Annotated in this window: 13 protein-coding genes; 7 read left to right on the top strand and 6 right to left on the bottom strand. The window is 65.7% G+C overall.

The window, feature by feature from the left end; genetic code table 11:
• The first annotated feature begins 126 nt into the window (after window positions 1–126).
• A complete protein-coding gene (locus OJJ21_RS09070) occupies window positions 127–1,446 on the top strand; it encodes an Hsp70 family protein (protein ID WP_297685317.1) in 1,320 nt (439 codons plus the stop codon).
• A gap of 291 nt (window positions 1,447–1,737) precedes the next feature.
• On the opposite strand, the gene OJJ21_RS09065 is transcribed toward OJJ21_RS09070, so the two are convergent.
• Window positions 1,738–2,034, bottom strand: coding sequence for a SemiSWEET transporter (locus OJJ21_RS09065; protein ID WP_297685315.1), 297 nt, complete (start codon window positions 2,032–2,034; stop codon window positions 1,738–1,740).
• Window positions 2,035–2,088: 54 nt separating this feature from the next.
• Window positions 2,089–3,120 (bottom strand): methionine synthase, encoded by a 1,032-nt coding sequence (locus OJJ21_RS09060; RefSeq protein ID WP_297685313.1) that lies wholly within the window; start codon window positions 3,118–3,120, stop codon window positions 2,089–2,091.
• Window positions 3,121–3,328: 208 nt separating this feature from the next.
• On the opposite strand from OJJ21_RS09060, the gene OJJ21_RS09055 reads away from it, so the two are divergent.
• Window positions 3,329–4,603, top strand: coding sequence for an acyltransferase (locus OJJ21_RS09055; RefSeq protein ID WP_297685311.1), 1,275 nt, complete (start codon window positions 3,329–3,331; stop codon window positions 4,601–4,603).
• Here OJJ21_RS09055 and OJJ21_RS09050 read toward each other — a convergent pair.
• Window positions 4,502–5,536 carry a helix-turn-helix domain-containing protein gene (locus OJJ21_RS09050; RefSeq protein ID WP_297685309.1) on the bottom strand — a complete coding sequence of 345 codons (1,035 nt, stop codon included), beginning with the start codon at window positions 5,534–5,536 and terminating at the stop codon, window positions 4,502–4,504. The genes OJJ21_RS09055 and OJJ21_RS09050 overlap by 102 nt on opposite strands.
• Window positions 5,537–5,658: 122 nt before the next feature.
• Here OJJ21_RS09050 and OJJ21_RS09045 point away from each other — a divergent pair, with 122 nt between their 5' ends.
• From OJJ21_RS09045 to OJJ21_RS09030, 4 genes are all read left to right on the top strand, one after another.
• Window positions 5,659–6,729, top strand: a complete 1,071-nt coding sequence (locus tag OJJ21_RS09045; protein ID WP_297685307.1) for a class I SAM-dependent methyltransferase — start codon at window positions 5,659–5,661, stop codon at window positions 6,727–6,729.
• A gap of 1 nt (window position 6,730) precedes the next feature.
• Window positions 6,731–6,964 (top strand): DUF1127 domain-containing protein, encoded by a 234-nt coding sequence (locus OJJ21_RS09040; protein ID WP_297685305.1) that lies wholly within the window; start codon window positions 6,731–6,733, stop codon window positions 6,962–6,964.
• A gap of 83 nt (window positions 6,965–7,047) precedes the next feature.
• On the top strand, window positions 7,048–8,427 hold the full coding sequence (locus OJJ21_RS09035) for an MATE family efflux transporter (RefSeq protein WP_297685303.1): 1,380 nt from the start codon (window positions 7,048–7,050) through the stop codon (window positions 8,425–8,427).
• 91 nt (window positions 8,428–8,518) lie between these two features.
• On the top strand, window positions 8,519–9,349 hold the full coding sequence (locus OJJ21_RS09030; RefSeq protein ID WP_297685301.1) for a DUF4886 domain-containing protein: 831 nt from the start codon (window positions 8,519–8,521) through the stop codon (window positions 9,347–9,349).
• A gap of 23 nt (window positions 9,350–9,372) precedes the next feature.
• Here OJJ21_RS09030 and OJJ21_RS09025 read toward each other — a convergent pair whose 3' ends face one another.
• Window positions 9,373–10,662, bottom strand: coding sequence for an MFS transporter (locus OJJ21_RS09025; RefSeq protein WP_297685299.1), 1,290 nt, complete (start codon window positions 10,660–10,662; stop codon window positions 9,373–9,375).
• Between the two features lie 150 nt (window positions 10,663–10,812).
• Between OJJ21_RS09025 and OJJ21_RS09020 the strand changes: the two genes are divergently transcribed.
• Window positions 10,813–12,009, top strand: coding sequence for a M20 aminoacylase family protein (locus OJJ21_RS09020; protein WP_297685296.1), 1,197 nt, complete (start codon window positions 10,813–10,815; stop codon window positions 12,007–12,009).
• Window positions 12,010–12,189: 180 nt separating this feature from the next.
• Here OJJ21_RS09020 and OJJ21_RS09015 read toward each other — a convergent pair whose 3' ends face one another.
• Complete coding sequence (locus OJJ21_RS09015; protein WP_297685294.1) at window positions 12,190–13,020, bottom strand: MipA/OmpV family protein; 831 nt, start codon at window positions 13,018–13,020, stop codon at window positions 12,190–12,192.
• A gap of 159 nt (window positions 13,021–13,179) precedes the next feature.
• A complete protein-coding gene (locus OJJ21_RS09010; RefSeq protein ID WP_297685292.1) occupies window positions 13,180–13,425 on the bottom strand; it encodes an AbrB/MazE/SpoVT family DNA-binding domain-containing protein in 246 nt (81 codons plus the stop codon).
• Window positions 13,426–13,560: the final 135 nt, after the last annotated feature.

Below are 13,560 nucleotides of genomic sequence, written 5' to 3'. Positions count from 1 at the left end.
CAAGACGTGGATGGCCGGGCCAAGCCCGGCCATGACGATCCGGGTATCGGTGCTTGAGCCAGCGGCCCCGACCGCCTATAAGGGGCGCCCTTCGAACCGCCCCCGGACAAGAAACGTCTCCCCGCCATGGCCTCTCCCCAGCGCGCCGCCATTCCTCGTGCGGTGGGTGTCGATTTCGGCACCACCAACACGGTCGTCGCCATTGCAGACAGCAGCGGCGCGGTCACGCCGGTGCGCTTTTCCCATGCCGATCTGGCGCTGGAGATTTTCCGTTCGGCGCTCTGCTACGAGGACATCCCCGCCGCGCCGCGCCGCATCGACATCTCCGCCGGGCCCTGGGCGATCGAGCAGTTCCTCGCCACGCCGCATGAGCATCGCTTCATCCAGTCATTCAAGTCGTTTGCGGCCAGCCCGCTGTTCACCTCGACGCAGATTTTCGGCAAACGCTTTTCCTATGAAGACATCCTGAGCGGCTTTCTCACCCTGCTGCGCCGCCATGCCGGCGATGCTCTGCAGGATATGGCAACCCTGCCGGTGATCGCTGGCAGGCCAGTTGAGTTCGTCGGCGCCGCGCCCGATCCGGCCCTGGCGATCCAGCGCATGGATGCGTCTTACGCGCGCGCCGGCTTTCCGGCGATCCGCTATGCCTACGAGCCGGTCGGCGCCGCCTTCTTCTTCGCCCGCCGGCTGCGCCAGGACGCCACCATTCTGGTGGCCGATTTCGGCGGCGGCACCAGCGACTTCTCGCTGATGCGCTTCCGCCGGACCGCGCAGGGCGTCAGCGCCGAACCGCTCGGCCATTCCGGCGTCGGCGTCGCCGGCGATGCCTTCGATTTCCGCATCATCGACAACGTGGTGGCGCCGCGCCTGGGCAAGGGCGGCAGCTACCGCGCCGGCGCCAAGCTGCTGCCGATCCCGGGGCATCAGTATGGCCAGTTCGCCCAGTGGCACCAGCTTGCCATGCTGAAATCGCCCAAGGTGCTGGCCGATTTGCGCAAGCTGGCCAAAGATGCCGAAGACCCGGAGGCGATCGAGGATTTCATCACCGTGATCGAGATGGATCTCGGCTTCGGTCTTTATCGCGCGGTGTCGGAGGCCAAGACGGCGCTGTCCTCGGCCGAGGCTGCCGAGCTGACTTTCGACATGGAGGGCGTGACGATCCGCGAGACGATCCGGCGCGCCGATTTCGCGCGCTGGATCGCGCCGGAGCTGGCGCAGATCGCGGCGGCGCTCGACCGGGTCTTCGCCGTCTCCGGCCTCGCGCCGACGGCGGTCGACCAGGTGTTCATGACCGGCGGCTCGTCCTTCGTGCCGGCGTTGCGCGCGCTGTTCGAATCCCGCTTCGGCGCGGACCGGCTGGCCACCGGCGACCAGCTGCAGTCGATTGCGTCGGGGCTGGCGCTGATCGGCCTCGAAGCCGACCCGGCGCAGTGGCTGGTCGCCTGACCCGGACGGAGCATGGCGACGGGGCTTGCAACCGGCTGAATGTACACTATATGTTCTGATTAAACTTGCCGGTTTCTTTGGAAATCCGGCTTTTTCCATCGCGCAGCCCGCGCCGCGCGTATTCGGCTGCCGTCCGGACAGGGAGAAAGCGAATGGACCGCAGCGAAGCCGAACGAACCCAAACGAACCCAAACGAACGTCAAACGAAGCGGAACGAACCCAAACGAAGCGGAACGAACCCGAATGAAGCGAAACGAGCAGGAATGAACCGGCCGGCCCACCCCGCCGGCATCACGTCGCCGGATCGATCTTGTCGGCCACTCCGTCCTTCACCCGCTGCGGCGAGAGTTTCATGAACAGGATGAAGCCGGCGAGGCCGAGGCAGATGCTGTTGCAGGCGATGATCGGCCATTGCCGCAGCACCAGGCCATAGGCGAGCCAGAGCGCGAAGCCGATCACGGTGACGGCATACATCGCCGCCGAGATATCGGCCGTGCGGCGCGAGCGGATCACCTTCCAGGCCTGCGGCGCGAAACTGATGGTGGAAGCCAGCGCGGCAGCGGCGCCGAGCCAGGTGGCAATGTCCATGATCCTCTCCGGTCGGAACCGGAGAGAAACGGATTTTTCGGCCGGACCGTTCCCTCAGCTGAACTGTTCGCGCGCCAGCTTGGCGCCCTTGCCGAGCGCTTCCAGCTTGGCGGCGGCGACCGCCATGTCGAGCGGCGCCAGGCCGCAGTTGCTGCAGGCGATCAGCTTGTTCTTCGGCACATACTGAAGCGCTGTTTTGATGGTGGCGACGATCTGCTCCGGCGTCTCGATCGCGTCGGTGGCGACATCGATCACGCCGACCATCACTTCCTTGCCGTCCAGCAGCGCCATCAGATGCGGCGGCACCCGGCTGTTGATGCATTCGAGCGACACCTGGTCGATTTTGCTTTTCGCCAGGGCGGGGAAGAAATCCTCGTACTGGCGCCATTCGTCGCCCAGCGAGGCCTTCCAGTCGATATTGGCCTTGATGCCGTAGCCGTAGCAGATATGCACGGCGGTCTTGCATTTGAGGCCGTCGGCGGCGCGATGCAGCGCCTCAATGCCCCAGTCGCCGGCCTGCTTGGTATAGGCATTGAAGGCGGGTTCGTCGAACTGGATGATGTCGACGCCTTCGGCTTCCAGCGCCTTCGCCTCGGCATTCAGCAGATCGGCGAAGGCCATCGCCATCTTGATGCGGTCGCCGTAATACTCGTCGGCGATGGTGTCGATGATGGTCATCGGGCCGGGCAGGGTGAATTTCAGCTTGCGCTTGGTATGGGCGCGGCAAAACGCGCCTTCCCAGGGATGCGCGCGACTCTTCTGCTCCAGCTTGCCGATCACGCGCGGCACCATCGCCTTGTAGCGGTTGTCGCGGATGCCCATCTCCACCTTGTTCTGGCGGTCGATGCCGGCGATGTTCTCGACGAAGCCGTGCACGAAATGCTGCCGCGACATCTCGCCGTCGCCGACGATGTCCAGCCCGGCATCTTCCTGCAGCTTGAGCCACACCAGCGTGGCGTCGCGCTTGGCGTCTTCGAGGGTTTTGCCCTCCGCCTTCCATTGCGGCCACAGCTTGTGGGTTTCGGCCAGCCAGGCCGGCTTGGGCAGGCTGCCGGCCACCGCCGTCGGGAACAGATGTGCGGACATAAAAGGGCCTCCCGGAATTTTCTGACGGATTCGATTCGGGCGGCACCATAGCATGGCCCGGCTCAGGTTCAGAAATGGTCCGGCATGTCTGTGACCATGCCGCGACCAGACTGCAACAAGCGCATTGCAACGCAGCATGGCTATGAACCTGCCGCGGTGTCGCCGCGTTTCCTCCGCAGATTCCGGGCGAGTTTGGTGGGAGTGATGCATGCGTCGCATTCTGTATCTCGATGGTCTGCGCGGCTGGGCCGCTTTGTTCGTGCTCTTTCATCACCTGCTGCTGACCTTCGCGCCGGACGGCAAGGAAACCGCGCTGCACGCCTCGCCGGTCGTCGCGCCGCTGGGTTTCCTCACCGACGGGCCGCTGGCGGTGGCGGTATTCTTCATCCTCTCCGGTATCGTGCTGACCGCCGCCGTCACCGCCGCGCAGGAAAAGGGCCTGCAGCTCAGCCTGCCTGCGCTGCTGCTGAAACGCTGGCTCCGCCTCGGCCTGCCGATCTGCGCCGCCGGCCTGCTGGTGCTGACGCTGTTCGTGCTGAACCTGGACCGTTCGATCGCCATCGGCTGGGCGTCAGAATCGAGCTTCATGCGCGAATTCTTTCCGCCCGGCTATGCGCCGACGCCGGCGCTGATCCTGCGCGAGGCTTTCCTCTCCGCCTTCATCGGCCCGACGCCGCCGCATGACCCGGTGCTGTGGACCATCCGCATCGAATTCGCCGGCTCGATCCTGATCTTCCTGCTGGCCCTGCTGATTCCGGCCGGCCGGTTGCGGCTGTTCGCCGCCACCGGGGCCGGCATCGCGCTCGCCCTGCTGCCGCCGGCCTGGCCGGAAACGCAGCCGCTCGGCTGGATCGGCAATTACTGCGCGCTGTTCGCGTTGGGCATGGTGCTGCACGAGCTGCTGCGGCTGGATGCGGCCCGCGCCGGCAAGCCTGGGGGCTGGCGCGATCCGTCCGGGCTGACGCTGATCATTTTCGGCCTCTGCCTGTATCCGCTGTTCGGCATCCGCATCTACGATCTGGCATCGACGCCACCGGTGATCGGCGGCCAGCCGATTCTGGGCGGCAGTCAGCTGCGCGCCGCCCTGGTGGTGACCGGCGTGCTGCTGTCGCCGACGCTGCAGCAGATTCTCGCCAATCCCGTGTCGGCTTTCCTGGGCCGCATCTCTTTCGGCCTGTACCTGCTGCATGCGCCGCTGATCTGGTCGGCCGGCGGCCTGAGTTACTTCGCGCTGAGCCCGACCACCGGTCATCTGTCGGCGGCGCTGCTGGCCTCCATGCTGGTGCTCATACTGGCACTCGGCCTGTCGGCGCTGTTCGAGAGCCTGATCGAACGGCCGTCGATCAGGATTTCCGGCCGTCTCGTATCGTGGATTGCCGCCCTACCGCGCCGGCTGCGGATCGGGCGCGGGCATGGCGTAAGCGGGAATCTGGAACTGGCGCCGGTAGCTGCCCGGCGACAGGCCCGTCACGCGTTTGAATAGCCGGCGGAAGAAAGCCGGATCCTCGTAGCCGACCTGCCAGCCGATTTCGTCGGCGGCATCGCGCGTCACCTCCAGCCGGCGCTTGGCTTCCTCGATACGCAGCTGCTGCACATAGGCCATCGGCGCAAAGCCGGTGGCCTTGGTGAAGCGGCGCTTGAAGGTGCGCTCGGCCAGACTGGAGCGACGCACCACCTGCTCGACCGGATCGGCCACCGAATAATGCGTGGCCAGCCAGTTCTGGGCCTCCAGGATCGCGGCGTCGCCATGGTCGCGCCGGCCTTCGAAGGTGATGAAGGGCTGCAGCCCGTCGCGATGCCATTGCAGCGCGTAGAATTTCGCCACCGCGCGTGCTGCCGATTCGCCGTTGTGGCGCGCGACGAGGTAGAGCGCAAGATCGTGCCACGACATCGACGCGCCGCAGGAAATGAACTGCTGCCGGTCGCCTGCAATGGTCAGCGTCTGCTCCGGATACACCGGCACCCTGGGATACAGTTTCTGGAAATGCGAGCCGTAAGACCAGTGAATGGTGCTGCGCTGGCCATCGAGCAGGCCGGTCTCGGCGATCAGGAAAATACCGGAGCAGGCCGAGCAGAGCATGGCGCCATCGTGATGGCGCTGCGTCAGCCAGTCGACCAGCGCGGGATACCGCCCGGTTTTCCACGACAACATCACCAGCGCCGGCACCACGACGATGTCGGTCTGCGTGACATCGCGGCAGGCACGGTGTACCCGGATCTGCGTGCCGCCGGCCACCGTCAGCTCGCCGGCTGCCTCGCCCACCACCTCGATCTCGAAAGGCGTGACCTCGGGCAGGCCGGGAATGATGCCCTGCATCTGCGGGAAGGCGTTCATCAGATCGAGCATGCCGAACAGCACCGAGGCCGAAGCCTCGGGGATGGCGATCAAGCTGACGTGAACGGGTTTCGGCTGCATTCCGGGGCCTCATTGGCACAAGAGAACCGGTATTGACAAGTTACGCTCTCGTGCCTGTCGCCTGCAATCGCCATTGTGCCGGCCCGCCCATCCCCCCGGGCCGTTAACACTCAGGTGATTCGATGAACGCAATCAATATTAACCAGGACCGGCTGATGGCCCTGGTCGGCATGGCGATGGCCGAACTCTCCGGCGCCAATGGTGGCGTGATGATCAGCGTCGGCAACAAGCTCGGCCTCTATAAGGCGATGGCCGGCCGCGGGCCGATGTTCCCGGCCGATCTGGCCAAGCGTTCCGGCTGCGCCGAACGCTACGTGCGCGAATGGCTGAACTGTAATGCCGCCGGCGGTTATGTCGCCTATCACCCGGAGACGCAGCAATATGAGCTGACGCCGGAACAGGCGATGATGCTGGCCGACGATACCAGTCCGGTCTTCATCCCCAATGCCTGGGAAGTCACCGCCTCGATGTGGTTCGACGAGGCCAAGACCATCGAGGCCTTCCGCACCGGCAAGGGCATCGCCTGGGGCGATCATCACGAGCGCCTCTATTGCGGTGTCGCGGCGTTTTTCCGCAACGGCTATGCCGCGAGCCTGGTGCCGGACTGGCTGCCGGCCCTGACCGGCATGGTGCCCAAGCTCGAAGCCGGCGCGAAGGTGGCCGATATCGGCTGCGGCCATGGCCATTCCACCGTGCTGATGGCCAAGGCGTTTCCGAAGTCGCGCTTCTGGGGTTTCGACACCCATGCCGGTTCGATCGCCGAGGCGCGCGAGGTGGCGAAGCGCGAAGGCGTCGCCGACCGCGTCACCTTTGAAGTGGTCAAGGCCGGCGAGTATCCCGCGAATGGCGGCTACGACCTGATCTGCTTCTTCGACGCCCTGCACGATATGGGCTTCCCCGAAGCGGTGATGCAGCATGCCCACAAGAGCCTGGCGCCGGATGGCAGCGTGATGCTGGTCGAGCCGTTTGCCCATGACAAGGTGGAAGACAACTTCAACCCGGTCGGCCGGCTGTATTACGCCGGCTCCACCATGCTGTGTTGCGCCCATGCGATGTCCGAAAACGGCACGCATGTGCTTGGTGCGCAGGCGGGCGAGGGCAAGCTGAGCGAGATCGCGAAGGCGAGCGGTTTCACGCAGTTCCGCCGCGCCACCGAGACGCCGTTCAACCTGATCCTCGAAGCGCGGCGCTGAAGTGCGCGCCATCGCATGGGCAGTCCTCGGCCGGCGCGCCGGGGACCGCCAGACCCACTGGCTGACGCGCGTGCTGGAAACCCTGCGCGCCCAGCGCCGGCGCATCCGCGCGCGTCAGATCCTGGCGCAGATCGATGCCCGCACGCTGCGCGATGCGGGAATCGATCCGGTCGCCGCGCATTACGAGGCCACACAACCGTTCTGGATTGCCGGTCGCCGCCTGCGCGACCGGTAACTTCAGCGACCCGGCCGCAGCGAAAAAATCGCTGCGGCCGTTGCTGCCATGCCGCCTGCGGGCGGCGACACACAGGTGATCCGATGTCGATTGCACAGACAGATATTGCGGCCGGGCCGCAGCAGGAAATGGCGACCGACTGGCGCCTGCGCATCACTGAAGGCGGCGCGCTGCTGCGACTGGCGACGCCGATCATGCTGATCGCGCTGGTCAACATGGGCATGAGCGTGACCGACACCCTGATGGTGTCGATGCTGTTCGGCACCGATGCGCTGGCGGCGGTGGCGGTCGGCAGCGATCTCTATTCGATCGTTTTCTATCTCTGCGCCGGCACGCTCGGCGGCGTGGCGCCGTTTTATGCCGCGGCGGTGGCGCGCGCCGACGCGGGCGACCGTGCGCGGCTCGAGCGGATCGGCTGGATGATGGTGGGCCTGCTGGCCGTGGCGGCTGTTCCGCTGGTCTGGTTCGCGCCCGCCTGGCTGCGGCATTTCGGCCTCGAACCAGGTCTGCTCGACAGCGGCGCGGGCTATACGCGCAGCATGGCGCTGACACTGATTCCGATGCTGGGTGTCACGCTCTACCGCACCGTCCTCACGGCGGCCGAGAATCCGAAGGTCTTCCTCAGGGTCACGCTGGCGATGCTGCCGCTGAACGCCGCCGGCAACTATGTGCTGATGCTCGGTGTCGGGCCAATCCCGGCATTCGGCCCGCTGGGCGCCGGCCTGTCGACGCTGCTGGTCGCGGTGGCGAGCCTGGCAATCCTGCTGCTCATGGCGCGCAGGGCAGCCGGCGCGGCACAATCTTCCGGTGCCCCGCTCGACTGGCATGGGCTTGCCGCCGTGCTGCGCGTCGGCATTCCCATCGGCATCACCATGGTGACGGAAACCGGCATCTATCTGGCGGTGACGCTGTATGCCGCGACGCTCGGGGCGGTCGACGTCGCCGCCCATACGCTGACCCTGCGGATGGCGGGCATCGTCTATGCCGGATCGGCCGGGCTGCAGCAGGCCGCCATGGTGCGCATGGCGCGGGCGGGGGGTCTGGAAGATGCGGCGGCCGGCCGGGCCATTCTCGCCAGCAGCCTGATCCTGTCCTCGGGCGCGGGCGTGGTGTGCTGCCTGCTGCTGGCCGGCGGCGCGTATCCGCTGGCCACCTGGTTCTTCGATGCCAGTGCGGCGGGCACTGCCGCGGTCCAGGTCGCTGTCGGCCTGCTCATCCTGCTCGGGCTGCTGCAGTTTGTCGGCTATCCCGGCCTGGCCGCACTGGGCCTGCTGCGCGGCTGCAAGGATACGCGGGTGCCGATGATCTACAAGCTGATCGCCTACTGGGTGATCGGCGCGCCGCTGGGCGTCTATCTCTGCGAGATGCAGGCGCTCGGCGTGACCGGGCTGTGGATCGGCCTGCTGGCCGGCGCCTTCCTCACCACGGTCCTCGCCCTCGGCAGGCTGCTCGCCCGGCCCTAGTCATGCTCTGGTTGCAGGGCGCGGATTTGCCTCCGGTTGCCGGGCGGACTAGACTCGCTGCCCGAAATAAAAAACAACTGGAGGAAACGCCATGTCCCTGCGGCAAACCACACTGGGAATGATGAAGCTGGGTATCGCGGCAGCATTGCTGCTGTCTGTCACTGCCACCGCCGGCTGGGCACAGACCCGGCCGACCGTGAAGGATCTCGGCGCTGCTGCGCCGGCGTCCGTGATCTTCATCGGCAACAGCTTCTTCTACTACAACAACAGCATGCACGGGCATGTCACCCGCATGGTGAGCGAAGGGATGAAGGGCCATAAATACCGAAACTCGTCGGTGACGATCAGCGGGTCGGGCCTCGACTGGCACGATGTCGAATCCTATTTCCGCCCGAACGGCATCGGCAAGTATTCTTTCGTCGGCGACAACGAGGTGGTGTTCAATCCGCCGGCCGACAAACTGTTCGAAGTCGCGGTGATGATGGATTGCAGCCAGTGCCCGGTACATCCGACGCTGAGCAAGAGCTTCACCGAATACACCAAAAAGCACAGCGACACCGTGCGCAAGCATGGCGGCAAGCCGGTCTTCTTCATGTCCTGGGCCTACCAGGACAAGCCGGAGATGACGGCGCAGCTGGCCGAGGCCTATACGGTGGCCGGCAACGCCAACAATGCGCTGGTGATTCCGGCCGGCCTGGCGTTCGCGAATTCGATCAGGCAGAAGCCCGATCTGAATCTCTATGTCGCCGACAAGCGGCATCCCAGCCTGGCGGGCACATATCTCGCCGCGGCCACCACCTATGCCGCGCTGTTCGGCAAGTCGCCGGTCGGGCTGAAATACGATGCGGCGCTGGGGGCCGACACGGCGGCACATCTGCAGAAGGTGGCGCAGGACACCGTGCAGCAGTATCTGGCGCGCTAGGGCCGTTGTTGCGGTAGGGGCGCTTACTCCGCCCCTACCACGGCGCGCTGGCTGGCCAGCACGCGTTCGGTCGGCCGCGTGTTCATGAACAGCTGCATCACGCCGGCGGCGGCACCGATGCCGGCGGCGAGCTGCCAGGCCAGCGTGTAGGAACCGAGCACGTCATAGATCACGCCGCCGGCCCAGGCACCGAGGAAGCTGCCGACCTGGTGGCTGAAGAAGGCGATGCCGGTCAGCGTGGCGAGATAGCGGATGCCGAAAATCTGCGCCACCAGGCCGTTGACCAGCGGAATCACGCCGAGCCACAGCGTGCCCATGATGGCGGCGAAGACCAGCGTGGAAGCCTGGCTGACCGGCGACATGAAATAGACCGCGATGGCCGCCGAGCGCAGCAGGTAGATCAGGCCGAGCAGCATCGGCTTGTGATAGCGGTCGCCGAGCCAGCCGAACAGCCAGCTGCCGAAGACGTTGAAGGCACCGATGACGGCCAGCGCCTGCGCGCTCAGCATCGGGTCGGCCCCGCAATCGGCCAGGAAGGTGGGCAGATGCGTGGTGAGGAAAACCAGTTGCAGGCCGCAGACGAAGAAGGCCGCCGCCATCACGATGTAGCCGCCATGGTTGGCCGCCTCGCCGAGCGTGCTGCGCATGGTCTCGACGGCGCCGGGCATGCTGTCCACCGGTACCTTGTCGGCCTTACCGCCGATCAGCGCGGCGGGCAGCATGGCGGCAGCCAGCGCGACGAACACAAACATCGCCATCTGCCAGCCGCTCGCCTGGATCACGCTCTGGGCCAGCGGCGCGCAGAAGAAGGTGCCGATCGAGCCGGCGGCGGAGACCAGGCCGAAGGCCAGGCTGCGGCGCTCGGGTCGCACGACTTTCGCGGCGATCTTGGCGGCGATGCCGGATGTGGTGCAGGCCAGCGCCACGCCGATCATCAGGCCCGATCCCAGCGTCACCATCCAGGTGCTGTGCGCATAGGCGGTCACGATCAGCGCGCCGGCATAGAGCAGGCCGCCGAACAGCGCGATCAGGCGGGTACCGAATTTATCGACCAGCGCGCCGGCAAAGGGCTGCGAGATACCCCAGACGATATTCTGGATGGCCAGCGCGAAGGCGAAGTCGGCAGCCGAGATGCCGATATCCTTGGTCACCGGCTGCATGAACAGGCCGAGGCTCTGCCGCATGCCCATGGCGAGCGACAGCATGATGGCGGCGCCGGCGAGGATCGAGACGCTCTGCCACTGGCTGAGCGAAGGGTGATGGAAGGAGGGGCGGCGCGAAGCGGAACTGGTGGAGGCGGTATCGGTGGCCATGACGGGGCTCTGTTCGTTCTTGTCTCGGGTGCGGGGGATGATAGGGATGGATTCGCACAAGTCCAGAGGGGGAAATGTATCCCTACATCTTGCCAGTCCGGCGCCGGGATGCTGTGTTAACGGCAAACCCCTGACACAGAAGAGACTCGCATGAGCAAGACTATCCTGAAGGATATGGAAAAGTATCGCGACGAACTAACCGCGATCCGCCACGACATCCATGCCCATCCCGAAACCGCCTTCGAGGAAAACCGCACCGCAGATGTGGTGGCGGCGCGGCTGACCGAATGGGGTATCCCGATCCATCGCGGCTTAGGGAAAACCGGTGTGGTCGGCACCCTGAAGGGGAAAAGGCCGGGCCAGCGCGCCATTGCGCTGCGCGCCGACATGGATGCGCTGAACCTGCAGGAAAAGAACACCTTCGATCACCGCTCGGTGCATGACGGCAAGATGCATGCCTGCGGTCATGACGGCCATACCACCATGCTGCTCGGCGCCGCCAGACATCTGGCGCAGAATCCGGATTTCGCCGGCACGCTGCATTTCATCTTCCAGCCGGCCGAGGAAGGCGAGGCCGGCGCGCGGGTGATGATCGAGGACGGGCTGTTCGAGAAATTTCCCTGCGATGCCGTCTATGGCATGCACAACATGCCGGGTCTGAACACCGGCGATTTCGCCATCCGGTCCGGTCCGATGATGGCAGCCTCCGACACCTGGACCGCCGTGTTCCGCGGCACCGGCGGCCATGGCGCGATGCCCTATATGGGCACCGACCCGACGATGCCGGCGGCGGCCTTCATCACCGCGACGCAGAGCATCATCGGCCGCAACATCAATCCGCAGCACGCGGCCGTGGTCAGCGTCGGGCATATCGCCGGCGGTGCGTACGGTTCGCCCAATGTGATTCCGTCCGAGGTCACCATCCGCGGCACGGCGCGCAGCTACACGCCGGAAGACCGTGACCTGCTGGCGCGGCGCTTAGGCGAGATCGCCCAGGGCATCGCCTCTGCGCATGGCGCCAGCGTCGAGTATCATTATCTGCGCCGCTATCCGCCGCTGCGCAACGCGGTGGAGCAGACCGCGCTGGCGCTGAAGGCCGCCGCGCTCACCGTGGGCGAGACGCGCACCGATGGCGATGTCGAGCCGCTGACCGGTGCCGAGGATTTCGCCTTCATGCTGGAGAAGAAGCCCGGCGCCTATATCCTGATCGGCAACGGCGGCAGCATCAGCGACGGCTCCTGCCACTACGTGCATACGCCGCATTACGACTTCAACGACCAGATCATTCTGACCGGCGCGGCCTACTGGGTTAATCTGGTGGATGTGGAACTGGGCGACGCACGGTAAGGCTTGCGCAAGCGTAAAGCTGCTCTCTCATAGATCGTCACCCTCGGGCCCGGCGGCTTTGCCGCCATACATCAGCATTCGCGCAAAGCGCGATGGCCGAGGGTCCATCCCAACCATCCGTGTATCGGAACGCACAGATGGACCCTCGGAATAAATCCGAGGGTGCCGGCTTTTTTGCGTTTACCAGCCGAAGCCGAGCGTCAGGCCGAGGCGGCCCTGCGTCGCCGAGCCGGCCTGGTCGACCAGCGGGCTGTCGGCGGCATCGCCGACAATACGGTCGATGCCGGCAAAGCCGCCGAGCGAAAGCTGGTCGGTGATCTGGTAGCGCAGGCTGGCGCCCAGGCCGTAGCTCATGAAGGCGCCATCGGGATTGTAGACGCGGTAGCCGCTGCGTGCCGACTGACTCTGACTGACGCCGAAATAAGTCTGGGTGAAATCGCTGCTTGCGATCGTCGCCTTCGGGCCGACGGTGAGCATCAGACTGTCGCTCAGTTTGGTGCTCCAGTTGATAAAGGCATCGCCGATCACGCCGTCATGGCCGCCGAAGCCCTGGCGCATTTCGGCGCCCATCGTGAACGGGCGCAGGTCGTAATGCACATAACCGCCGGCCTCGCCGGCGGCATCGACATCGCCCATGCCGCGCAAGGCATCGTCGTCATCCTGGTCGCGGGCGAAGCGGTATTTCACCACCGGGCCGGCGCGCCAGTTCGTCGCGTTCAGCAGATTGAGGCCGAGGCCGTCGCGGGTGGACAGGAAGGCCCGGTCGGCATAGCGCAGGTCGAACAGCGGCAGCGGATCGACCTCGTAATGATCGGAGCCGAGATAGCTCGGTGCATAGATCGCGCCGCCGCCGATGGTCAGATGCCAGGGTTGCGCATCCTTGCCCTGCACCACAGTCTTGCTGCCGTCAGGGGTCTTGTTGCTGTCGGACACCGTCTGCGCATGCGCCGCCGGCAGCGCCGCGAGGGCGGCGCAGGCGAGCAGAATGGCAAGGACGACGGGACGGCGCATCGGCAGGGAAAACCTCGGGATTCAAACGTCCGGGAACGGCAACCGTATCCAGAGCATTCATGGCGATGAATTGCGGCCGTATCTTGGCAGCATGCCGCCGGCACCGCCGTGACCGCGGTCACGCCGGGGGCATCCGGATCTTTCAATCTGTAGAAGGGGTTAGTGGCCCAGCTTGGCGTAGCGGTCGCGCATGGCCGAAGCCAGGGCGCGGTCGCAGCCGCTGTTCCCATGCGTGAGCGCCTGGCCTTTCACGGTTTTTGCCGGATTTCCGAGCGGTCGCAGCAGCAGGCCTTCGGGCCGGTCCTCGATGCTGAATTCCATGCCGGCCCGCCAATGGTGGCTGTCCCGCATGTCCTGCGGCAGGTCGAGCCTGCCTTTTTTGTCGAGCTTCAGATGGGTCGCCATGGTCGCCTCGCAGGGAATGGGAATGCGTCGGGGAAGGCTGCAGCCAATGAAGAGGGGCCAGTGAAGCGCCGAAGCGGCTGGCAGGCAAGGGGCCAGGAGTGCCAGATCGTCGTTCCCGGTTCGCCACCGCCTGCC

Source organism: Ferrovibrio sp. (assembly GCF_025869515.1).
Lineage (GTDB): Bacteria > Pseudomonadota > Alphaproteobacteria > Ferrovibrionales > Ferrovibrionaceae > Ferrovibrio.
Note: the sequence above shows the minus strand (reverse complement) of the source record. Positions and strands in the feature narration are given on the sequence as shown.